Annotated in this window: 17 protein-coding genes; 6 read left to right on the forward strand and 11 right to left on the reverse strand. The window is 72.8% G+C overall.

All coding sequences use genetic code 11. The features are described 5' to 3' along the window. Window positions 1-31: 31 nt before the first annotated feature. Window positions 32-463 carry a nuclear transport factor 2 family protein gene (locus EMA17_RS05535; protein ID WP_126635775.1) on the reverse strand — a complete coding sequence of 144 codons (432 nt, stop codon included), beginning with the start codon at window positions 461-463 and terminating at the stop codon, window positions 32-34. Window positions 464-608: 145 nt separating this feature from the next. Beyond that, window positions 609-1,154 (reverse strand): GNAT family N-acetyltransferase, encoded by a 546-nt coding sequence (locus EMA17_RS05540; RefSeq protein ID WP_246126464.1) that lies wholly within the window; start codon window positions 1,152-1,154, stop codon window positions 609-611. A 154-nt stretch (window positions 1,155-1,308) separates the two neighbouring features. Here EMA17_RS05540 and EMA17_RS05545 point away from each other — a divergent pair, with 154 nt between their 5' ends. Next, window positions 1,309-2,787 carry a pyridoxal phosphate-dependent decarboxylase family protein gene (locus tag EMA17_RS05545; protein ID WP_126635776.1) on the forward strand — a complete coding sequence of 493 codons (1,479 nt, stop codon included), beginning with the start codon at window positions 1,309-1,311 and terminating at the stop codon, window positions 2,785-2,787. 187 nt (window positions 2,788-2,974) lie between these two features. Continuing rightward, window positions 2,975-3,247 (forward strand): hypothetical protein, encoded by a 273-nt coding sequence (locus tag EMA17_RS05550; RefSeq protein WP_126635777.1) that lies wholly within the window; start codon window positions 2,975-2,977, stop codon window positions 3,245-3,247. Between the two features lie 85 nt (window positions 3,248-3,332). Here the strand turns inward: EMA17_RS05550 and ku are convergent, their stop codons facing one another. Next, window positions 3,333-4,262, reverse strand: a complete 930-nt coding sequence (gene ku, locus EMA17_RS05555; protein WP_126635778.1) for a non-homologous end joining protein Ku — start codon at window positions 4,260-4,262, stop codon at window positions 3,333-3,335. Window positions 4,263-4,363: 101 nt separating this feature from the next. On the opposite strand from ku, the gene ligD reads away from it, so the two are divergent. Then, window positions 4,364-5,245 carry a non-homologous end-joining DNA ligase gene (ligD, locus tag EMA17_RS05560; RefSeq protein WP_126635779.1) on the forward strand — a complete coding sequence of 294 codons (882 nt, stop codon included), beginning with the start codon at window positions 4,364-4,366 and terminating at the stop codon, window positions 5,243-5,245. Between the two features lie 24 nt (window positions 5,246-5,269). Here ligD and EMA17_RS05565 read toward each other — a convergent pair whose 3' ends face one another. The 6 genes from EMA17_RS05565 to EMA17_RS05590 form a co-directional block, all read right to left on the reverse strand. After that, window positions 5,270-6,229, reverse strand: a complete 960-nt coding sequence (locus EMA17_RS05565; protein WP_126635780.1) for an ATP-dependent DNA ligase — start codon at window positions 6,227-6,229, stop codon at window positions 5,270-5,272. 120 nt (window positions 6,230-6,349) lie between these two features. After that, the gene (locus tag EMA17_RS05570) at window positions 6,350-7,012 is read right to left on the reverse strand and encodes a response regulator (RefSeq protein ID WP_126635781.1); all 663 of its coding nucleotides are present in this window, start codon (window positions 7,010-7,012) and stop codon (window positions 6,350-6,352) included. Then, complete coding sequence (locus tag EMA17_RS05575) at window positions 7,009-8,367, reverse strand: sensor histidine kinase (RefSeq protein WP_218042667.1); 1,359 nt, start codon at window positions 8,365-8,367, stop codon at window positions 7,009-7,011. The genes EMA17_RS05570 and EMA17_RS05575 overlap by 4 nt, the downstream gene beginning before the upstream one ends. A gap of 118 nt (window positions 8,368-8,485) precedes the next feature. Next, window positions 8,486-9,280, reverse strand: coding sequence for an ABC transporter permease (locus tag EMA17_RS05580; protein WP_126635782.1), 795 nt, complete (start codon window positions 9,278-9,280; stop codon window positions 8,486-8,488). A gap of 37 nt (window positions 9,281-9,317) precedes the next feature. Beyond that, window positions 9,318-10,304: an ABC transporter ATP-binding protein gene (locus EMA17_RS05585; protein WP_126635783.1), complete on the reverse strand. Its 987-nt coding sequence runs from the start codon at window positions 10,302-10,304 to the stop codon at window positions 9,318-9,320. 745 nt (window positions 10,305-11,049) lie between these two features. Beyond that, window positions 11,050-15,666, reverse strand: a complete 4,617-nt coding sequence (locus tag EMA17_RS05590; protein WP_126635784.1) for a hypothetical protein — start codon at window positions 15,664-15,666, stop codon at window positions 11,050-11,052. A 467-nt stretch (window positions 15,667-16,133) separates the two neighbouring features. Between EMA17_RS05590 and EMA17_RS05595 the strand changes: the two genes are divergently transcribed. The 3 genes from EMA17_RS05595 (at window position 16,134) to EMA17_RS05605 (ending at window position 21,135) form a co-directional block, all read left to right on the forward strand. Continuing rightward, entirely contained in the window at window positions 16,134-17,243 is a 1,110-nt protein-coding gene (locus EMA17_RS05595) for a carboxylate-amine ligase (protein WP_126635785.1), read from the forward strand. A gap of 106 nt (window positions 17,244-17,349) precedes the next feature. Next, window positions 17,350-19,194, forward strand: coding sequence for an NAD-binding protein (locus EMA17_RS05600; RefSeq protein ID WP_246126466.1), 1,845 nt, complete (start codon window positions 17,350-17,352; stop codon window positions 19,192-19,194). Between the two features lie 162 nt (window positions 19,195-19,356). Then, window positions 19,357-21,135 carry an amidohydrolase gene (locus tag EMA17_RS05605; RefSeq protein WP_246126467.1) on the forward strand — a complete coding sequence of 593 codons (1,779 nt, stop codon included), beginning with the start codon at window positions 19,357-19,359 and terminating at the stop codon, window positions 21,133-21,135. Between the two features lie 123 nt (window positions 21,136-21,258). Here EMA17_RS05605 and EMA17_RS05610 read toward each other — a convergent pair whose 3' ends face one another. Further along, entirely contained in the window at window positions 21,259-21,804 is a 546-nt protein-coding gene (locus EMA17_RS05610; protein WP_126635786.1) for a YbaK/EbsC family protein, read from the reverse strand. A gap of 92 nt (window positions 21,805-21,896) precedes the next feature. Further along, a complete protein-coding gene (locus EMA17_RS05615; RefSeq protein WP_246126468.1) occupies window positions 21,897-22,565 on the reverse strand; it encodes a hemerythrin domain-containing protein in 669 nt (222 codons plus the stop codon). Window positions 22,566-22,712 lie beyond the last annotated feature (147 nt).

Raw genomic sequence — 22,712 nt, forward strand, 5'->3', positions numbered from 1 at the left:
GGCTCGTGTGCCTCGCGGGCCCGCCCCGGCGTCAGGCGCCCTGCGCGTAGCCCTGGGCGACGTGCTCCAGCCACCACTGCGGTGCGGCGTTCATGAGCGTGCCGAAGTCCCAGTAGTCGTGCCAGCGCACGATCAGTCCGTCGCGGAACTCGTGCACGGACACGAACGGCAGCACCACCCGCTCGCCGGTCTTCCAGTGCCACTCCTCGGCGTGCTCGGTCACCACGAGGTTGCCCTCGGCGACGGTGCTCTTGTGGTGGTGGATGTAGCCGGTGAGCATGTCCAGGCCGAGTCGCAGTCGGGCCTCGATCGCCACCGGGCCGGTCGCGCCGGGCCCGGGCGCGGCGACGTCCGTGTAGTGGCCGTCGGCGGCGAAGCAGGCCGCGACCTTGGCGAAATCCCGGGCGTACAGGTCCTGCCAGAACTGTTCGATCAGCCGCTTGTTCGCGGTCGCGTCACTCATGGCGCGAACACTATGTACGCGCGCCGAAACTGAACAGAGGCAAGGTTTCTTTCCGGCCGGGGCCGGCCCGGCCGTGCGGCACAGGCCTCCACCGCCGCGACGTCGGTCGCGGTGACCCGGGTGCGAAACGCCGCCCGGTGGCCGCTCAGGGGCGATCGAGCAGGAGCACGGTCAGCAGCGGCGCGTTCGGCCAGGCCGGGCGCAGGTCGCAGAGCACGTGGTAGCCCCAGCGTTCGTACAGGGCCAACACCCTGGGGTGGCTCGGGTCGACCAACAGCGTCACCCGCTGCTCGGTGCGGGCGGACAGCAGCCGGTCGTGGATCGCCCGCGCCGCGCCCGAGCCCCGCCACGGTTCGCGCACCATCAACTCGTTGAGCGCGAAGGTACGCCGTCCGTCCTCCTCGATGTCCACCGCCGGCACCGGCTCGGTCAGCCCGATCCACCAGCGCGCGCCGGGCTGGAGGGTGTAGCCGAACGCGTAGCCGACCGGGATGTCCCGACTCCACCCGACCACACACTCGAACCCCGGCGAGGCGGCGTACGCGGCCAGCCGTTCGGCGAAGGTGTCCACCGACTGGAACGGCTGCGCCAACTCGGCCGCGTACACCTCGGCGTAGACGTCGAGCAGCACCTTCCGGATCTCGTCGAGGTCACCGCCGCGGTGGTGGGTCAGCTCGATCTCGGTCGCCACGCTTCCTCCCGGTGGGGGTGATCCGTTCCCGAGAGGGGACTTTCCCCGGGCCGCGCCGCACCACGCCCGTGCCGTGATCCTGATGGACCGTCAAAAGCCGTTCCGGGGCGAGAAATACTCGACGCGGGCGGGCCGGTCGTGATCCCCTGCTCGGATGGCTGACCCCCTCCACGAACGTGACCTCGCCCGACCCGCCCTCGACCTGGTGGCCGGGGCCGCCGGACGCTACCTGGAGGCGCTGCCCGACTTGCCGGTCCGTGATCCGGCCGCCGACGTGGTGTTCGACCGGCTGGGCGGGCCGCTGCCCGAGCGCGGCGACGGCACCCTGGCCAGTATCGAGGAACTGCTCGACATCGGTACGCGCGGTGCGATCCAGTCCTCGGGACCCCGGTTCTTCCACCTCGTCGTGGGCGGGGCCACCCCCGCCGCGCAGGCCGGCGACTGGGTGACCGGGCTGCTCGACCAGCCGGCGGGCCTGTGGATCGGGTCGCCGCTGGCGACCGAGGCCGAGACGGTGGTGCTCGGTTGGCTCAAGGACCTGTTCGGGTTGCCCGACACGTACGGCGGAGTACTCACGCCCAGCGCCACCTTCGCCAACCTCACCGCGCTCGCCTGCGCGCGCCACTGGTGGGCCGCGCGGCACGGCGTGGACGTCGCCGCCGACGGGCTGGCCGGGTTGCCGACCATGCCGGTCCTCGCGAGCGGCTACGTACATCCCAGCAATCGCAAGGCACTGCAGATCCTGGGCTGTGGGCGGGACACGATCCGGATCTGCGCGCGCGACGACGCCGGTCGGGTGGACATCGACGCGATGGAGCGGGCGCTGATCGAGATCGACGGGCCCGCGGTGCTGATCGCCTCGGCGGGCGAGGTGAACACCGGCGACTTCGACCCGATCGACGCGCTCGCCGACCTGGCCCGACGCTACGGCGCCTGGCTGCATGTGGACGGCGCCTTCGGGCTGTTCGCCGGCGTCTCGCCCCGACTGGCCCACCTGGTGCACGGCGTCGAGCGGGCGCACTCGGTGGCCGCGGACGGGCACAAGTGGCTGAACGTGCCGTACGAGAGCGGCTTCGTGTTCGTGCGCGACGCCGAGATGCTCGGCCGGGCGTTCGGGTCCTGGAACGCCCCCTACCTGCCGGAGGCCGGGGACACGCATCTCGACTACAACCGGCTCGGGCCCGAATCCTCGCGCCGCGCCCGGGCGTTGCCGATCTGGGCCACGCTGCGCGCCTACGGCCGGTCCGGCTACCGGGAGATGATCGAACGCCACCACGACCTCGCCCGCCGACTCGGCGAGTTGGTCGAGGAGGCACCCGAGTTGGAACTGCTCGCACCGGTGAGGCTGTGCGTGGTGTGCTTCCGGTACCGACCGGCCGAGTCGGGCCCGGACGCGCGCACCGAGGCCGAACTGGACGCGTTGAACCGGCGCCTCGGGGCCGAGTTGAACGCGGACGGCCGGGTGTACGTGGGCACCACCGTGTACCGGGGGCGGGTGGCGCTGCGCCCGGCGATCGTGAATTGGCGGACGTCGGCGGCCGATATCGATCTGCTCGCGGCCGTGGTGCGGGAGATCGGCGCCCGGGTGGCGGCCGAGCCGCGCGACGGGGCACCCGCGGCCGGCGACTCGTAGCGCCGCGCGGGTCGGTCGCGGCGATCCGGATCCGATGTCGAAACGATTCCGCGTAGGGGTCCGGGTGGGCGAACGGGGGGAGTACTTTGAGGAGACCGAGGGCACCTCGTATGCCGTTTGTCCGTGATGGCGCCGTCCGCGGCGGTTCGGGCATTCGAGCACCAGGCCGACCGGAGGATTCGAACGCATGTACTCACAGCACTCGATCGCGGGACACCGCCGAAGCCCCCGCCCCACGGTCGAGATGACCTACGGCCTGGCCTGCACGATGTGCGGCCACGATCTGCGCGCCCCCGCCGACAAGCCGGCGCCCGACGCGGTACCGGTCGGCCACGTCGAGGAGCGGCAGACCTTCGCCTGTCGAGGGGTGTGCGCGCGTCTGGCGAGCGGTTCGGCCGACGGCATCGCCGAGGAGCCGGTGTCCCTGGCGGAGCGGATCGCGGCGTTCCCCACGGCCTGAGCGCACCCGCCGGCGTCGCGGCTCGCCGGGTGCCGGGTGTCGGGTGCCGGGTTCCGTGGTGTGGGGTGTCCCGGGCGGGCGCCGGTCAGGCGCTGGTGCGTTTGCGGGTGGTCTTCTTGGCGGCGGCCTTCTTCGCGGTCGACGCCGACTTGCCCTTCCCGGACGAGCCCCCCGCCGACGTCTTCTTCGCGGCCGACTTGCGGGCCGTGCCCTTCTTCGCGGGGGCCCGGCCGTGGCTCCGGTTGGCCGCCTCGACGCTCGCGGTGAGCGCCGCCATCAGGTCGACGACGTTGTCCGGTGTCGCGGCGCCCTCCTCGCCCGCCTCGACCGGTTCGGTGCCCTCCAGGCGGGCGACCACCAGCGAGTCGAGGGCCTCCTTGTAGTCGTCGTGCAGGGACTGGATGTCGAAGTCCTCGCTCAGTGTGTCCATCAGCGAGGTGGCCATCTTCAACTCCTGCGGCCGGATGTCGAAGGTGCCCTCGGGGGCCAGTCCGTCCGCCGCGCGCACCTCGTCCGGCCACAACATGGTCTGCAGGATCAGGATGTCGTCGTGCACCCGCAGCAGGGCCAGGCTCTCCCGGGTGCGCAGGGTGATCTTGGTGACGGCGGACTTGCCGGCCTTGGTCAGCGCCTCGCGCAGCAGGACGTACGGCTTGGCCGCGGCCGGGGTCGCGGTCTGGAGGTAGTACGCCTTCGAGAGCATCAGCGGATCGATCTCGTCGTCGGCCACGAACGCGAGCACGTCGATGACCTTCTTGCTGGGCAGCGGCAATTCCGCCATGTCGGCGTCGGTGAGCACCGCCTGCCGGCCGTCGGGCGCCTGGTACGCCTTGGCGATCTCCTTGTACGGGACCTCGCGCTCCTCCAACTCGCAGTAGCGCTTGAGCCGGATCCGGCCGCCGTCCGTCTCGTGCACCTGGTGCAGGGACACGTTGTGTTCCTCGGTGGCGGGGAAGAGTTGGACCGGGATGCTCACCAGTCCGAACGTGATCGCGCCTTTCCAACTGCTGCGCATCGGCTCTCCAGAATCGCGGGGCGGGCATGGCCGCCGCTGTGCGTTTTGCTTCGATGTGCCACAAAATGCATCGAAAACGGGCATGAGGGGACCTTTACCGTATGCCGGACCGCATCGCCACGACAGTCGACGGACGCACCCTGACCCTCACCCACCTGGACAAGGTCTGGTGGCCCGAGACCGGGTACACCAAGGGCCAGGCGCTGGAGTACTACGCGAAGGTGGCCCCGGTGCTGCTTCCGCACGTCGCCGGACGCGCCGCCTCGTTCATCCGCCTCCCCGACGGTGTCGAGGGCGGGACCCGGTTCTACGCCAAGCACGTGCCACCCGGTGCGCCCGAGTGGGTGAGCACGATCGAGGTGGTCGGGCACGAGGAGACCAGGCGGCAGGTCGACGTCGACTCCCTGGCCACGCTGATGTGGGCGGCCAACCTGGCGGCGATCGAGATCCACGTGCCGCAGTGGGGTACCGACCCGGACGCGCACGACCGGCTGGTCCTCGATCTGGACCCGGGTCCCGGCGCGGGGATGGCCGAGTGCCGCGAGGTCGCGCTGCTGGCCCGGGACGTGCTCGCCGAGGACGGGCTGACCTGCGTGGTCAAGACGTCCGGGAGCAAGGGCCTGCACCTGTACGCGGCGCTGGAGCCGACCCCGGAGGCGGCGACGAGCGCCTACGCGAAGGCGCTCGCACAACGTCTGGAACGGGAGCGGCCCGAGCTGGTCGTGCACCGGATGGCCAAGAACCTGCGGGCCGGGCGGGTCTTCGTGGACTGGAGCCAGAACGCCTCCGCCAAGACCACCGCCGCGCCGTACACCCTGCGAGCCGGCCCGGAGCCGACCGTGTCCGCCCCGGTGACCTGGGCCGAGATCGACTCGGCCGCGGAACTGGGCTTCGGCCCCGCCGAGGTGCTGGAACGAGTGGCCCGGGACGGCGACGGCTTCGCGCCGCTGTTGGCGGCGCGGACCACGGGGCGGCTGCCGTAACGGTGCCGGGGCCGCGTCGCGCGCTCAGTCCTCGGCCAGGTCCGGGCGTAGGCGGTGCCAGACCGGGTGGCGGAGCAGGCCCGCGCGGGTGCGGGTGGCGTAGCGGACCTCGCCGACCAGGCGGGGCAGTACCCAGCGGGCGTCGACCAGGGTCGGCTCCGGGGTGAACGGGCACTCGTCGATCGCGGACACCCGCAACAGCTCGCCGAGCACGGTCCGCTCCCGATCGGCGAAGCCGGACCCGACCGCGCCGACGAAGCGCAGCAGGCCGGCCTCGCGTACCCCCACGAGCAGCGCGCCGGGCAGGTCGGACAGCCGGCCGCGCCCGGGCACCCAGCCGCCCACGACCACGTCCAGGGTCTGTGCGTGCCGGATCTTCACCCAGTCCGGCGAGCGCGCCCCGGGGGTGTACACCGACTCCAGCCGCTTGCACACCAGCCCCTCCAGGCCCGCCTCCCGGGTCGCCGCGAGGGCGGTCTCGCCGTGTCCGATCAGCGCGGTCGGCGTCGACCAGTGCGATCCGTGCAGGTCGAGCCCCTCCAGCAGGCGGCGCCGCTCCAGATACGGGCGGTCCACCGTGGTGCGCCGATCCAGGAACAGCACGTCGAAGAGCAGCAGCCGGACGGGCACCACGTCGCGCATCCGGGCCGCCTCGGCAGGGTGGTCGACCAGGCCCATCCGGGACTGCAACCGCTCGAAGTCGCTGTGCCCGTGCCGATCCGGCGCGACCACCTCGCCGTCCAGGATCGCCGGCCGGGCCCCCAGAACGTCCCGCAACCCCCGCAACTCCGGATAGGCCCCGGTGATGTCCGCACCCGAACGGGCCCGGAACGACACCGTCCCGTCGCCCGGGAGGTAGGTGAGGCAGCGTTGACCGTCGAGTTTGGTCTCATAGGCCCAGCGCTCGTCCTCGGCCGCGGGCGGCAGCGTGCCCGGAGTGGCCAGCATGGGCGGGTAGACGGGCAACTCGGGCGGCTCGGACATGGGGTGAGCGTGGTCGTACCGCCGCGGATGTACACCCGGCGTCGCCCGGACGGCGCAGCGTTCGAGGACCGGGCCCGGTCCGGCGGATACGGGCAGGGTCCGGACGGACGCGGGCAGGGCTCAGACGAGCAGGCCGCGGCGGTAGGCCTCGGCCACCGCGGCGGCGCGGTCGCGGACGCCGAGCTTGCCGTACAGGTGCAGCAGGTGGGTCTTGACCGTGGCCTCGCTGACGAACAGGGCCGCCGCGGCCTCCCGGTTGGTGGCGCCGCCGGCGACCAGGCGCAGCACCTCCGACTCGCGCGGACTGAGCACCGCCGGGGTCGGCTCGGGAGCGCGGACCCGGCCCATCACCAGGCCGGCCACCGACGGCGAGAGCACCGCCTGCCCCGCGTGCGCGGCCCGCACCCCGCGTACCAGGTCGTCGCGCGGTGCATCCTTGAGCAGGTAGCCGGTAGCCCCCGCCTCCACCGCCGGCAGTACGTCGCGGTCGGTGTCGTACGTCGTCAGCACCAACACGCGCACGTCCGGGGCTACCTCGCGCAGGGTCCGGATCGCCTCGACGCCGCCCATCCGGGGCATCCGCAGGTCCATCAGCACCACGTCCACCCCGCCCACCCGGACCCGGTCGACCGCCGCCGCGCCGTCGCCCGCCTCGCCGACCACGTCGAAGCCGGGGTCGCCGGCGAAGATGCCGCGCAGGCCGTCCCGGACCACCGGGTGGTCGTCGACGATCAACAGGCGGATCGGGGCCTCGCCGGGGGCGGGGTGGGCGGCGGCGGTCATGCGGGCGTCTCCTTCGGGGTGGTGCCGGGGGCGGTGCCGGGCGGACCGGTCGGCACGGACACGTTGACCGTGGTGCCCTCGCCGGGGGCGCCTTCGATGGTGACGGTGCCGCCGACCCCGGCCACCCGGTGGCGCATCGCGTGCAGGCCGTAGCCGCCGTCTTGGTCGAGCCGGGCGTCGCCGGTGGCGGTCGGGCCGACGCCGTCGTCGCGGACGTCGAGCAGGACCACGTCGTCCAGGTAGGTCAACGAGACGCCGACGCGGGTGGCGTGGGCGTGCTTCGCGACGTTGGCCAGCGCCTCCTGCGCGGCCCGGAACAGGGCCACCTCGCAGTCCACCGGAAGCGCCCGCGCGACGCCGTCGGTCCCGGCGGCGGCCGGCGTGCCGGTGCTCTCGGACCAGCGCGCGACCAACTCGGCGATCGCCTCCGGCAGATGTACCCGCTCCGCGAGCAGCGCGGGCCGCAACGCCTCGACCGAGCGGCGCGCCTCGTGCAGGCCGTCGCGGGCCAGGTCGCGGGCCTGGTCGAGGTGCCGCTGCCAGTCGGCCGGTACGCCGCCGTGCCGGCGGGCCTGCTCGTGCGCGGCGCCGAGTTGGGTGACGATGCCCGCGAGGCCCTGCGCGATCGTGTCGTGGATTTCGCCGGCCAACCGCTGCCGCTCGGCCAGGACACCCGCCTCCCGGGCCTGGTGGAGCAGTTGCGCGTGCAGGCCGGTGTTCTCCCGCAGCGCGGTCTCCAGGCGCGCGTTGGCGTCGGCGAGCGCGTTGATGACCTGCTTGCGCTCCTCGTTCTGCACCTGCACGGCGTTGCCGACCAGGACGATCGCGGACGCGATGATCGCGTTGATCGCGGTGAGCGAGACGTAGAGCGGGAGGTTGCCGACGGTGAACTCGGCACGTCCGCCCATCTGGGCCGGAGTGATCACCGCGGCGGTGGCGACGGTGGCCACCGTGCCGAGCCGGCCGAAGCCGAAGCGGCGGGCGTCCACGTAGCCGAGGAATGCGAACACCGCGTACCAGGGGTTGAGCGCGACCAGGACTGCGCTCAGTCCCCACCTGACCCAGAAGTAGAGGTGGAACAGGCGCGGCCGCTCCGGGCCGATCGGCCGGCGGCTGTCCATCCACCACGACCAGGCGCCGGCCACGACGGTCAGGAGCAGGGCGGCCCGGTACTCGCCGGCGGAGCCGTAGCCGTGCGCGACGCTGAGGGTGGCGAGAACGACCGAGGCGGCGAGGAGGAAGATCGGGGCGAACCTGCGATAGCGGGCGATCCGCGCGTCGTCGCACTCGGTGCGGTCCCGGAGAGCGGAGTGCCCGGGGCCGACCCGGCCGGGGGTGCCGTCCGCCGTCGCCACGTCGATCGTTCCTTCCTCGCTGGGGCCTCGGAGGTTTTGGGGTTCTGGTGGGGTATGCACCACCGGGATCCTCACGGGATCCTCTCATCGGCCCCGAACGGGGTTCGCCGGGGCCGGGTCACTCCCAGCGGAACCAGCGGGCCGAGGCGATGCCGAAGACCAAGGCGTAGCCGGCCAGGACCGGGAACGCGGAACCGTGCGGCCAGTGACCGGCGGTCGCATCGCCCAGGGCCCGGACGCCGGCGCCGAGCGGGGTGCAGTCGCCGATCGTGCGCAGGGTGTCCGGCATCTTGGCGCGGGGCAGCCACAGGCCGGCGAAGAACATCGACACGAAGAACAGCACCGCCCCCGCGCCGTTGGCGACCTTGGTGTCGGCGGCGACGGCGGAGACGAACAGCCCGATCGCGAACAGCGCGAGGGCGGTCAGGACGACGGTGACCACGAACGCGAACGGCGCTCGCGGCAGATGCACGCCGAACGCGAAGCGGGCCACCAGGGTGATCACGGCGGTGGCCAGCGTGGCGACCGCGCCGTGGATCAGGATCTGCGCGCCCAGTACCCGGCTCGGCGGCAGCGGCGTGGTGGACAACCGACGCAGCACACCCTTCTCCCGGTAGCCGGCCAGCGCCGGCGGCATCGCGTTCAGCGCGAGCATCGCGAAGGTGAAGGCGGTCAGGATCGGGACGTACGCCTCGACGACGCTCTGCCCGTCGAGGTCGTCGCCGTGTTTGCGGGTGCCCGGGATCGAGCCGAGCACGACGAGCAGCACCACGGGAAAGAGCAGGCCCCACAACAGGCCGACGGGTTCGCGCAGGAACAGGCGCAGTTCGGTGCGGGTGACTTGGGACAGGAGACCGCGCGCGGGGCGGCGGGGGGTGAGGGTGATGGGGGCAGGGGTGGTCGCGGTGGACATGCGGGCTCCCGGGTTGAAGTGGGGGGCGGGACGGTGGTCAGCGCCGGCCGACGCGGCGGACGTCGGTGTCGGTGGCTGCGTCCGTGCCGGTCTCGCTGTTGCTGTCGGTGTCGGTGTCGGTCAGCGCCAGGTAGGCGTCGTCCAGGTCGGGGCTGTCCACGCGCAGGTTCTCGGCGATCACGCCGGCGCGGGCGAGCACCGCGGTGACGCCGGTGAGCACGTCCGGGGCACCGGTGATCACGATCCGGTCGTCGATCTCGGTCAGTTCCCGGACCTGCGGGAGCGCGGCCAGGTCGGCGCGCATCTCCGGGGTGAGCGGGGTTCGGGGGCGGAAGCGCACGATCTGGTGGCGGATGACGCGTTCGATCAACGCTTGCGGGGTGTCGAGGGCGACGATCCGGCCGCCGTCGAGCACCGCGACGCGGTCGCAGAGCCGTTCGGCCTCCTCCATGAAGTGGGTGACCAGGAGCACCGTCACCCCCGCGTCGCGGATCTCCTCCACCAGCGACCAGGTGTTCCGGCGGGCCTGCGGGTCGAGTCCGGTGGTGAGTTCGTCGAGGATCACCACGCGCGGCGCGCCGATCAGCGCGAGGGCGATGGACAACCGCTGCCGGAGGCCGCCGGAGAGTTTGGCGTACGGGGTGCGCAGGTGCGCGTCGAGGCCGAGCCGGGTGAGCAGCGGGCCCGGCTCGACCGGGGCGCGGTGGCAGGCGGAGTACAGCTCGATCGCCTCGGCCACCCGCAACTTGTCCGGCAGCGCGCTCTGTTGCAGCTGCACGCCGAGCACGCGCCGCACCTCGTCGCGCTGCGTCCGCGGGTCGAGCCCGAGCACGCGTGCGCTGCCACCGTCGGGCCGGCGCAACCCGCTCACGCACTCGACGGTCGTGGTCTTGCCGGCTCCGTTGGGACCGACCAGACCGAAGATCTCGCCGACGTCGACACCGAAGGAGACGTCCCGCAGGACGGACCTGCCGGGGTAGGACTTGCTCAACCCCTCGACGCGTACCGCTTCGACATTCGCCATGGTGGCCGACCACTCCCCGCACTCCGGGCCGACCTCGTGCCGACCCCTACGAGGATGCGATCGGGGCGACCACCCCCGAATCCACCGACAAGCCGCACCCACCGCGCACACCGGTGGACCCCCATCCACCGATCGGTGGATGGCCCAACGGCGGCAGAAGGCAGGCGCTTCGCGTCATGGGGGAGGCGGGCGACACCGACGGCGGCCTGCATCCGGGCGGCCCGGCGGCGGACAGATTCGGCGAGTGGCCGGCCCGATGCGGTGCAGCCCGCGCGGTGACGAGCGGTCGGGTGCGGTGCGCCGGGGGCCTTGCTGGGTGCGTTGGGATGCTTCCGGCACGCGTTGCGCTTTGGGTTGGGGGTGGCCGGTGCGGGGCCCGCCTCCGACTCTGGCCCGCCCCGCACCGGCAACCCAAGGCACAACGCGCGCCGGAAATTAGCCGACCCACCCAGGAGGGCTCCTCGGCAGACTTGACCTGACCTCCCGCCCTTCCCGCCGCTGCCGGCCGGTTTTCGGTGAGCAACACGCGCGTCTCGTCGGGAGTCCCACGTCTCGGAGCCCCGCACGCCGGCGGCGGCCCGCCTCCGACTCCGGCCTGCCCCGCACCGGCTACCCCAACCCAAAGCGCAACGTGCGCCGGAAGCATCCCAACCCACCCGGGAACGCCCCCGGCGCACCGCACCCGACTGCCCTCCCGCCCCGTCCCGGCCCCGTCTCCCGGTCCCCGCCCGCCTCGTGTCGTTCGCTACGCCGTGCGGGTCAGCAGGTTGTGGATGGTTGAGCCCGGGGACTCCGCCTGCCATGTGGGGTCTTGGGCTGTCAATGCTGCGTAGACGTGGGGCCATTGGGGCTTGCCGGTCGTCAGGATGGATGCGATTTCGGCCTGGGCCTCGTGGCCGGCCGTTCGGATCCGGGTGGGGGCTTCGAGGCGGTGGGTGGACTCGGCTATCCAGCGGAGGATGGTGGCGGCGCCTCTGGCCCTGTGGACCAGGTCCCTTCCGGTGAGGTGTCCCCGCGTGACCAGGTCGTCCAGGTGGGTGTACCACGTGGCGTCGCCGAGGGCGGATTGGCCGTAGGCGATCGAGGCGAGTGCGTGTGCGCGGTCGAGGACGGCGGAGCGGCGGGCGGAGTGGAAGTCGACCGGGCCGAGTTCGAGGAGCCTCGCGGGGGAGTCCCGGTGGCGGACCAGGCGGCTCAGGACCTCCCGGGGGAAGGGCTCTCGTTCGTGTTCGGCCAGGATCAGGTCCCAGTCCTGGATGTACGGCAGGTCCATCGCCTCGTCGGTGTCGGCCGCACCGGCGCAGCGGCGCAGCTTCGCGACCAACCTGTCGCCGCCCCGCTCGCGGTCGATGCGGGCGGTGAGCGTGGCGTCGGGGTCGGCCTCGGTGAGCGCCTTGGCCACCAACCGCCCGGCCGTGGCGCCGAGTACGCCCTCCTCGACCAATGCCCCGATCCGGTCCGCGCCGCCGTGCCGCAGCAGGCCGCGGACGCCGATGAGCCGGTCCGACAGCGAGACCTTCCGGCCGAGTTGGCGCAGCGCGTGCTCGACCACCTCCGGGTCGGCCGCCTCCACCTTCAGGCGCAGCGCGGACAGGAGCGAGGCGGTGGGCCGGTGGTCCATCAGCAACTGTGCGCGCAGGTCCGGGTCGAGCGCGAGCAGGTCGTCGGGGCCGGTCGCGGGCCGACCCTGCGGCACCCGGGAGAGCACCACGCGTCGGATCGAGGCGCCCTCGTCCTCCAGCGGTGAGCCGTACAGGTCGTGGTTGAGTTCGGGGTCGTCGAGCTGCAACAACCGCTTCAGAACCACCGGGTTCTCGGTGTGGGTCGCGACGATCCGCAGCGCGACGTGGTCGTTCGCGAGGAACGGGTACTCGTCCAGCGCGCGGGACGAGTGCTCGACGTGCCACGAGTACGCCCACAGCGAGGGGTAGGCGTGCGGGCCGAGTCGCGGCAGGATCGCCACCAGCGCCTCGGCCGAGGCGTGCAGCAGGAGGTCGGCGGCCGGCCATCGCCAGGCGCGCCGGACCCGCCACCCGGGCTCGCGCACCGTCGCGGCCTCGATCGTGTGCGGGGATTCGAGGCGCTGCCAGGCGGCCTCCCGATCCGCCTCCGCGACGGGCCCGGACCCGTCCGCCATCTCCAGGAGTTCCGTGATCGGCCGATCCGCCGCCGTCCCCATCGCCGTCAGCGCCCGCAGCCACCGGTCCGGGTCCACGCCCAGGCGGTCGGCCACCAGCGTGCCGACCGCCCGCTTGATCGGGTCCGCCACGACTCGGTGCCGCCACTTTCGGGGCAGCGGGGTCAGTGCCCGCGTCGGGAGGATGCCGAGGATGTCGGTCGGCCCGACGATGCCGTGCCGGTAGGCGCCCTCGGCGAGATATTCGCCGCCACCGCCGCGCCCCTGTTCGAAGTACTCACGGATCCAGCGCAAGAACGCGCTCGGCGCGGCCGCGCTCGGCCAGGTGTCCCCGGACGGGTATTGCGCGGGTCGCTCGGTCGGCGTGCCGGCCAGGATCGCGGCGACCCGGTCCGTCGTCGGCTTCTCCAGGCCCTTGTTCTCGCCGAGCGCGGCCAGCACCTCCGGCTCGCCCAGGTCGATCAGGTCGTTGGCGATCGATTCGTCGAACACCCGGCGTCCCAGGGCCACCCGCGGCTCGACCGACGTGCTCGCGAAGCACGCCCCGTAGAGCCAGCCCGGGTACTCGTAGCCGGGCGCGTCGAACGTCGACAGCGAGGCCAGCGCGGCGAGCACGGCCGGATCGTCGGGCACCGGCGCGGCCTCGGGATCGCCGCCGGCCGCGCCGGCCAGCGTGCGCAGCAGGTCCACCGCGACCAGGCGCGAGGTGCGGTCCGGCTCGGTCGCGCGCTCCCGACCCCGACGCTCGTTGGCCGCCGGCGTCGCCGGTTCCGCGGTCGTCGGCACCGATGCGGTCAGCGCGGTCTCGGCCGCTTCGAGCCGGGCCCGTGCGAGCGCGGCGGCGTCGGCCCGGGCCACCTCCTCGGCGTCCGGCCGGGGGCCCGCCGCCTGCCCGGCCAGCGTGACCAGTTCGGCGAGCGAGCCGTTGAACTCATCGACCAGGCCCACCGCGATCGCCAACGCCTCGGTGTGGCCCGCGAGGTGATCCCGAGTCAGTTCGGTGAGCCGATCCCGCATGGGGTCCACGACCCGGGTCGGGCTCATCCGTTCGATGCTCGCGACCACCGCGTGCGCGGGATAGGCGACGTCCACCAGGTGGACCGGGTCGAGCAGACCGTGCTCGACCGCCGCGTCGGCCCAGTCCTCGTCCCGGTTGAACGCCTTGGTGCGCAACCACTCCTGCGGCGAGAGGTCGACCGCCCGACGCCCGTACTCGCGCATGAAGTTGACCAACTCCAGTTGCAGCGAGGCCCGATCCGCGTCGGTGGCGTCCTCGTGTCGGATCAGGTCGTCGAGCGCCTCGTACGCGAACGGCTCCGCACGGTTGGCCGCCATCAGCAGCGGGAAGTCGTGCGCGTACGGCTCGTGGACCAGGTCGCGCACGGTGGTTCGACTGGTTCGGGTCTGGAAGCGGTTCGGCAGCGTGGCCGGATCGTCGTACGGCTCTCCGCTCGCGCGCAGGTCGGCCAGGCCGTCCTCGGCCTTGAGCGCGGCCTCCACCCGCTTGCGGATCTGCGCGGCGGTGCTCTTGGCTGTGGTGGTCAGCAACTCTCGGACGCCTTCCGGGCCGTGCCGCTCCCAGACCCTGATGTACGCGTACTGCTGGGCGATCTTGCGGCAGCCGAACTCCACGGCCCGCGCGGCCAGCTCGGGTTCGCCGCAGGCCACGAGCGGAAGCAGGGTACGGCGGTCGCCGCCGGCGAGAAGTTCCTTGCGCAGGCCCGGATCCAGCGGCGTGCGGCGGACGATGGTGCGGCGCAGCGACGGGGTCGAGCGCATGCTCATATACGCGGCGGCGTCCACCGCCGGGACCTGCTTGTCGACCAGGCGGGCCAGTTCGCGAACGTCCAGGCCGATGTTGCGCGCCAACGCCTCCCACGCTCGCGGGTCGGTGGAGGTGATCGCCGCCTCGTGCACGCGTCGCGGCAGCGAGCCGCTGGAGAGCAGGTCACGGACCAGCGCGTCGGGCAGCGCGGGCAACACCTCGCGCAGGTCGTCGGGGTCGGCCGAGGTGAGGAGGTGGCGGTAGGGCTTGGTCAGGGTCGGCGGCGGGCCGCCGACCGGTTCGGCCGGCGCGGTGACCGTGCCCGCCGCGATCTCGGCCAACAACGCGGGCAGCGTCGCGCGGTACCGGGGCAGCACGGCACGCAGCGTGTGCCAGCGGTCGCCGTGCGCGCCCAGGTGACGGTGCAGCAGATCGCGCAGCTCGGCGTGCTCCGGGAGTTCGAGGAGGGTGGCCACGGCGGTACGGGCGGGGGTCACCTCGTGGATGATCCGCGCCACGTCGGCGGGCTCGGCCGAGTCGCGGGTGAGCACGGCGATTCGGGCCAGCGCCGGGTGTTTGGGCAGATCGATGGCCGCGCGCAGTACGGCCGGCGCCGGCCGGGCCACCGGGCCGACCGCCGTCGGATACGCCGTGTAGAGCGCGACGAGCAACTCCTCCGGACACTCGGCGTCGGCGGCCAGCACCACGGCGATCGCCTCCGGCAGCGGCTCGTCCCGATGCGCCTCGGTCACCGCGGCCCAATCGACCGCGCGCCGCCAGGTCGTCGGCCGGATTCCGGCCCGCAACTCGGCGATCAGCCCCACGGCCCCCTCGGCCTCCTCGACGGCGGCCGCCGCCGGATCCGCGCCGCCCGACCCCGCATCGCCCGACCCCTCCGCAGCACCCGACCCCTCCGCACCCGATCCCGCGAGCGCGGCGACCTCGGGCCGTACGTATCGCACCGCCTCCCCCAACAGCCCACCCCCGCCGTAGCGTTGCAGCGAGAGCAGCCCCCTCAGCTCCTCCGCGACCGTCAACGTCCCGGCGCACACCCGCAACGCGTGCACGACCAACTCCGGCCGATCGGCCACCACCGCCGCGCCCAACCGGCGCGGCAGCGCGGTTTCGGCGGGCAGCGCGAGCAGTTCCGCGTGCAACGCGGCCAACGGGTGCGGCTCGTCGGGATACCGGCCCGGCGTGAGCACCACCCGGCGCATCCACGCGGTCGCCTCGGGGTGCGCGTACACGATGCGATCGACGACGGGGTCGGGCTGCTCCAACAGCGCGCCCAGATCGGCCGGGGTCAGCCCCGACGAGTTGGCCGCGACGGTCCGCCGGACCCACGGATCGGGGTCGAGCACGGCCAACGAGCGCAGGCGCGAGGTGAGTCGTTTGTCGCCGAGCAGCGTGGCGATCACGTCGTCGCCGAGCCGATGGCGGACGCGGCCGAGGTCGCCCACCGCGGCCCCTTCGAACAAAAGTCCGACCAGCAAGGCCTTGTTCGCGACCTGAACCCCAGACACCACACGCCCCCACACTCACCTGTTCGGCTACCGGGATCCACCCCATCACAACGGCCGGACATCGGGCGCCCCGACCCCGCCACACTCGGCCCGGAATCGGCCCCCGGCGGCGCACCGGAGCACCACCGAGCCCCGCCCGCCCCGGTCCCGACCCCGCCCGGACGTGTCGACCTGTGGTGGTTACGGGTACAACCGATCGAGTCCTCCCAAGTAATACGACCTGTCCGGATCTTGGTCGAGCACGTCGTGGGTCGCGATGCCGCACCGTGTGGGGTTCGGGGACATTCCCGAGGGCTACGGGGTACCGGGGCACGGGTCGTGGCGCGTACCGGCCGCCGGTGGGTCAAGTCCTGGTGGAGGCCCTGCCCGGCGGGTTCTCGCCCGCTCGAAAGGACGGTTCGGTGATGACCACCCTGGGTGTCGAGGAGGAGTACCTGCTCGTGGACCCGGTCAGCGGCCTACCGGCGCCGGCGGCGGAGCGGGTCCGCGCCGAGGCGTGCCTGCGGCCCGGTCTCGGTGTCGGCGACGTGCAGCCCGAATTGCTCAAGGCGCAGTTGGAGGTGGCGACCCCCGTCTGCAACTCGCTCGACGAGATCGGCGGACACCTGCATCGCATGCGCGGCGAGTTGTCGGCGGCGGCCGAACGCAGCGGCTGCCGGATGATCGCCTGCGGGACCGCGCCCGTGGGCAACGGCAAGATGATGGAGATCAGCGAACATCCGCGCTATCTGGCGATCCGGGCGAACGCCCGACGGCTGGCCGACGTGCAACTGATCCACGGGATGCACGTACACGTCGCCGTGCCGGATCGGGAGACCGGCGTGCAAGTGGTCAACCGGATCCGGCCCTGGTTGCCCGTGTTGGTCGCGATGGGCGCCAACTCGCCGATCTGGCAGGGCATGGACACCGGCTTCGCCAGCTGGCGGACGATCCATTACGCGCGCTGGCCGGTGGAGGGGCAACCTCCGGTGTTCGTGGACCTGGAGGAGTACGAGCGGCGGGTGGACGCGCTGCTCGCGGTGGGGGTGATGCTGGATCGGGGGCAGGTGTACTGGCAGGTGCGGCTGTCCGAGCGGTTCCCGACCATCGAGATCCGCTGCCCCGACGTGCAACTGCGGGCGGACGACGCGGTGATGCTGGCGGGGCTGGTGCGGGCCCTGGTGGTGACCGCGCTCCAACAGCACGACGAGAAGGCGCCGTACGCCGCGCCCGACCAGGAACTGCTGCGCGCCGCCTGCTGGATGGCCGCGCGCGACGGATTGGAGGCGGAACTGTTCGGGCCGGTGGGGCCGGCGGGGATCGCGCGGCGGATCGACGCCGGGGACCTGGTCGGCGAGCTGCTGCGGCACGTGGCCCCGGTGCTGGACGAATTCGGCGACACCGCCCAGGTGTTCGCGCTGGTGGACCGGATGATCCTGGAGGGGACCGGGGCCGATCGCCAGCGGGCGGCGTTCGCCGCCGGGGGGCTTCAGAGCGTCATGGACCTGCTGATCTCGGACACTTCGCCGAGGTAGGAGCAGCGCCGGCGCCGGCGGTAGGGGGCTCGGTCGGGGGCTCGGTGGGGTACGGCCGGGAAGAAAGGGGCTGACGGGGGGACGGCCCGGCGGGCAGGGTGGGGGTGTGTCGACTCCTGCGCACCACCCGACTCCCGCGCCTCGGACCGGACACCTGGTGGTGTGCGGCGACGACGCGCTCGCACAGCGACTCTCCTACGAACTGGCGCGCGTCTACGGGGAGCACGTGACCGTACTGCTGCCCTCGGTGCACCGCAATCACGGCCCCCAGATCGACGATCTCGCCCGGGCCGGCGGTGTGGCGGTGGTCGAGGCCGCCGAACCGGACGACGACGCGCTGCGCTCCGCGGGCGTCCCGGGCGCGGCGGCACTGGCGCTGGTGTATCGCGACGACCGGGCCAACATCCACGCGGCGTTGCGGGCGCGCCGACTCGATCCCCGGATCCGCCTGGTGGTGCGGCTGTACAACCGCAAACTGGGCCGGCATCTGGAGGACCTGCTGGATCGGGCGGTCGCGGCCCGGGCCGACGACGGGTCGGCCCGGGACGTGACCACCACCGTGCTCTCCGACGCGGACACCGCCACCCCCGCGCTGGTCGCGGCGGCGATCTCCGGCGCGGACAAGGTGGTCCAGGCCGACGGACTGCTGCTGCGGGTGGCCGAGCGGGCGGCCGCCGAACCCGATCCGGCGCCCCACCGGCACACCCTCGCACTGGCCGGCGACGGCTCCGGCGGCAGTCCCGACCTGCTGCCGGACGAGGCCGACGTGGTCGCCGCCGGGACCACCCGGGGGCGGACCGTACTGCAGACCATCGGCCTCGCGGAGGGCGCCGCGACGCCCGTCAACCGACCCCGGATGCCCCAGGCGCTGCCGGTGGCCACCCTCTTCCCGCGCCGGCTGCGCTATGCCGTGGTCGGCCTGGTGGTGCTGCTGTTCGTGTTCGCGGGGCTGACGTGGTGGGTCACCCGGGATCCGCCGATGCGCGCCGCGTACCGCTCGATCCTGGACGTGTTCGGGATGGGCGATCCCGCGATCGGCGAGAACGCCGGGCGGCAGATCCTCCAGGTCCTGTCCGGAATGGCCGGGATGGCGCTGCTGCCGCTGCTGTTCGCGGTGGTGCTGGAGAGCCTGGGCACGTTCCGTACCGCGACCATCCAGCGGCTGCCACCGCGCGCCATCGCCGATCACGTGGTGCTGCTCGGACTGGGCAAGATCGGTACGCGGGTGCTGGATCGGCTGTGCGACCTGGGCGTCCCGGTGGTGTGCGTGGAACGCGATCCGCAGGCGCTCGGCATCGCGACCGCACACGCACGGCGGGTACCGCTGGTGATCGGCGACGTCACCCGCGAAGGAGTCCTGGAGGCCGCGCACATCGGGACGAGTCGGGCCCTGCTCGCGCTCACCAGCGACGACGCGATCAACCTGGAGGCGGTCCTGTACGCCCGCGAGGTGGACCCCGAACTGCGGGTGGTGTTACGGCTCTTCGACGACGACTTCGCCAAGTCCGTGAACGGCACGCTGCGCCAGTCCTATCCGCTCGCGCGCACCCGCAGCCGCAGCGTGTCGTCGTTGTCCGCACCGGCGTTCGCGGGCGCGCTGATGGGGCGGCAGATCCTCGGCGCGATCTCGGTGGAGCGCGAGGTGCTGCTGTTCGCGTCGGTCGACGTCGCGGGGCACCCGGAACTCCAGGGCCACACCGTCGCGGAGTCGTTTCGGGCGGGCCGATGGCGGGTCCTGGCCCTGGACACGACCGAGCGGCCCGCGCCCGGCGACGCGGCGACTCCGGGCGCGGGCCGCTCGGTCGTCGTACCTGCCTCGGACCGGCGGCTGCTCCCGACGGATCGGGTCGTGCTGGCCGCCACCCGCCAGGGGCTGGCGGAACTCCTGCGTGAGGACGTGAGCCGGGCCGATCGGGAGCCGAGCGAACCGGGCGGCGGGCCCGGAGCCTGAGCGACGCCGGGGCCGTGTCGGTGCGCGGGGGAATTCGAAGGATGGCCGGATTCGACCTTTATTGTCACGGTCCGTAACGGTCAGACTGCATGGCGATGTTGTGATCGTGTCGGCGGGTCGGTGACCGGTGGGTCGGTGGCCGGCGAGTCAGTGAAGGATCGGGTGAGCTGTGTGGTGACCGAGGAATCCCCGCCGACCGGGTCGGGTGCGGCCGATGCGATCTTCCACGGCGGTGAGATCGAGACGGTCGCCGGTCCGGCGACCGGTCCGAGGTCGCCGGACCCGCGGCCCGAGGCGGTCGCGGTCAAGGACGGGCGGATCGTCTTCGTCGGCGACCTGGACCAGGCCCGCGCGCGGTGGCAGGACGACGGGACCCGCATGCGCGATCTGGCCGGGCGCGCGCTCCTGCCCGGTTTCATCGACCCGCACGGGCACGTGGTCGGCACCGGACTCCAGGAGAGCATCGCCGACCTGCTCGGCGAACCCGACGGGGACGTCGAGGACATCGCCGGAATCCAGCGCAAACTGGGCGAGTTCGCGGTGAGCGAGATCGGCTCGCGCTCCACCTGGATCATCGGCTTCGGCTATGACGATTCCCGGCTCGCCGAGGAGCGCCACCCCACCCGGGCGGACCTGGACAAGGTCTCGCTCGATCGGCCGGTGCTGGCCATCCACCAGTCGTTCCATCTGGGCGCGGTGAACAGCAAGGGCCTGGAACTGCTGAACTACACGGCGCAGACGCCGGATCCGCAGGGTGGGGTGATCCGTCGCGGGGACAAGTCGATTCCCGAGTACGGTGAACCCGACGGTGTCCTCGAGGAGACCGCGTTCAACCCCGCCGCCGGGCACGCGATCTTCGGCATGGCCGAGCGGGACAAAGCAAGCTTCCTGGCCAAGGGCTTGGCCGCGGCGGCGAGTTACGGCTTCACCACGGTCCAGGAGGGCGCCGCCGAACTGGACGTACTGGGCCAACTGCGGGACGTCGCCGACGCCACACCCGGCGGTCTGCCGCTGGACGTGGTGGTCTACGTCAAGGCGGCCGAGGCGATCGAGCGGCCCGAACTGGTGCGGGCGAGCCGGGAGTACGACAACGGCCTGCGCGCCGCCGGCATCAAGCTCGTCCTGGACGGCTCCCCGCAGGGCCGCACCGCGTGGTTGCGCAAGCCCTACACCACCCCGCCGGACGACATGGACGAGGACTATCGCGGCTATGCCGCGCTCGGCGAGAAGGCCGCGCTCGACCAGGTCCGCGCCGGCTATCGGCACGGCTGGCAGGTGATCGCGCACGTGAACGGCGACGCCGCGATCGCGCAGCTGATCCGCTGCGTACGCACCGCCGGCGGGGAGGCGGGACCGGGCGATCGGCGCACCACCGGGATCCACTGCCAGACGGCCGGCGAGGATCAGATCGAGCAGTTCCGCCTGCTCGGCATCATCCCGTCGTTCTTCTCCATGCATACGTTCTACTGGGGTGACTGGTACTTCGAAACCGTACTCGGCCCGGTACGCGCGGTCGACATCTCGCCGGCCCGGTGGGCGCTGAAGCGCGGCATGATCTACACCTCCCACCACGACGCGCCGGTCGCCCGGCCCAGCTCCATCGCGATCCTGTCCAGCCAGGTCACCAGGCTCACCCGCAGCGGCGAGACGCTGGGCGCGCACCAGTGCGTGTCGGGCCTGGACGCGGTGCGGTCGATCACCGTCAACGCCGCCTACCAGTACGGCGAGGAGGCGGAGAAGGGCACCATCGAGGTCGGCAAGCTGGCCGATCTGGTGATCCTGAGCGCGAATCCGGTGACCGTGCCGGGGGCGGAGATCGGTGGCATCACCATCGAGGAGACGATCAAGGCGGGCCGGACGGTCCACCCGCAGCCGGGGGACGCGCCGTCGGTCCCGATTCCGGACGGCGTGGGGTTGAACCTCTTCGCGCCGCACTGCTGACGTTCGGGTCGCGGTACGCGGGCCGCCCTGCCCGGGCGGAACGACCGGCGAGTCGTCGTCGTGGTCGTTCGTGGTCGGGCAGGGCGCGCGGGCACAGGGTGTCGGCGTGGGCTCGGGGGTCGGTCAGGCGATCGGGACGCCGAGGTCCGGTACGACCTCCGCGCCCGGGAGTTCGGCCAGCAGCCGACCCGGGACCCACAACTTCGAGCCGCGGATCCCGGAGCCGACCACGACTCCCGGATGCGCGGCGACGGCGGCGTCGATCAGGACGGGCCAGTCGGCGGGCAGGCCGATCGGGGTGATGCCGCCGTACTCCATGCCGGTCGCGGCCAGCACCATGTCCACCGGCGCGAACGAGGCCTTGCGCGCGTCGAGGCGGCGGCGGACCAGGCCGTTGACGTCCGCGCGGGTGGTGGCGGCGATCACGCAGGCCGCGTAGCCGACGGTGCCGCCGCGCTTGGCCGCGATCACCACACAGTTCGCGCTGTCGGCCGGGGCCACGTCGTATCGGTCGCAGAACGCGGCGGTGTCCGCCAGTTCCGGATCGATCGCGGCCACCTTCACCGGCTCGGCGGACGCGGGCGGCCAACCGGCCAGTGCGCGGGCCACGGGCTCCGCGAGCAACTCGGGTCGGGTCAGGGCGGGATGCAGGTCGAGTGCGGTGGTCATGGCCCCATCCAAACGCACCCGACGCGGGGATGCGCGCACCCGGCCCGGCGGCGGCCCACGGTCCCCGGTCCCGGTGGGCGTCGCGCACCGGGTCAGCCGCGGACCCGGCGAACCATGCGGGCGTACATCGGCCGCCCCACCGTGTACCAGATCAGCCGGGCCGGGAGCGGGAGCCCGCCCAGCATCTGCGCCCGCTCGTGGTCCGTCGCATCCTCCAGGACGATGCCGAGCAGCAGCAGGATCTGCGGCTTGGGCGTGGACTCGACGAAGTGTTCGCCCATGGCGTGCCACTCCGCCGCGGTGAGCAGGCGCTGGGCCAGCGGCAGCAGTTCGCTCTCCTCGTCGTCCAGGTGTTCGATCAGCGCCGCGCGGTGTTCGACGAGTGCCGCGACCAGCGCGTCGCGTTCGGTGACCCCGGCGCCCGCCGCCCACGTGGTGGCCAGCCGCTCGGCGACGGCCAGCGAATCGGCGACCCGCTCGTGTTGCGCCTCCATCCGCAACACCGACTCGGCCTCCAGGTCGACCCGGGCCAGCAGCGGCGGCCACAGCAGCTCGTCCTCGCCGGTGTGGTGGCCGTGCAGGCCGAGGCGGTACAGGGCGAAGTGCTCGGCGAGCACCTTGGCACGGGCGGTGTCGCCCGGCTCGACCGCGCCGACCAGCTCGATCAGCAGCCGCGATTCACGCCGCAGCCCGCGGTGGACGACGACCATCTCGCGGGTGTCGAAGCCGGCCTGCGCGGGGGTGATGGGGGTGGTGGTCATGGCGATGATCCCTTTCGGCGGCCCCCGACCCGTCGTCGTGGGGAGTGGTGCAAGCCTCGTCCCGCCGTCTTGGAACAATCCTGGAAGGCGCCTGGAAGGAACATGGAGCGGCCCGGTCGGGTTGTCCGAGGACCGGTACGGGTGGTC

It is taken from the genome of Embleya hyalina (assembly GCF_003967355.1).
Lineage (GTDB): Bacteria > Actinomycetota > Actinomycetes > Streptomycetales > Streptomycetaceae > Embleya > Embleya hyalina.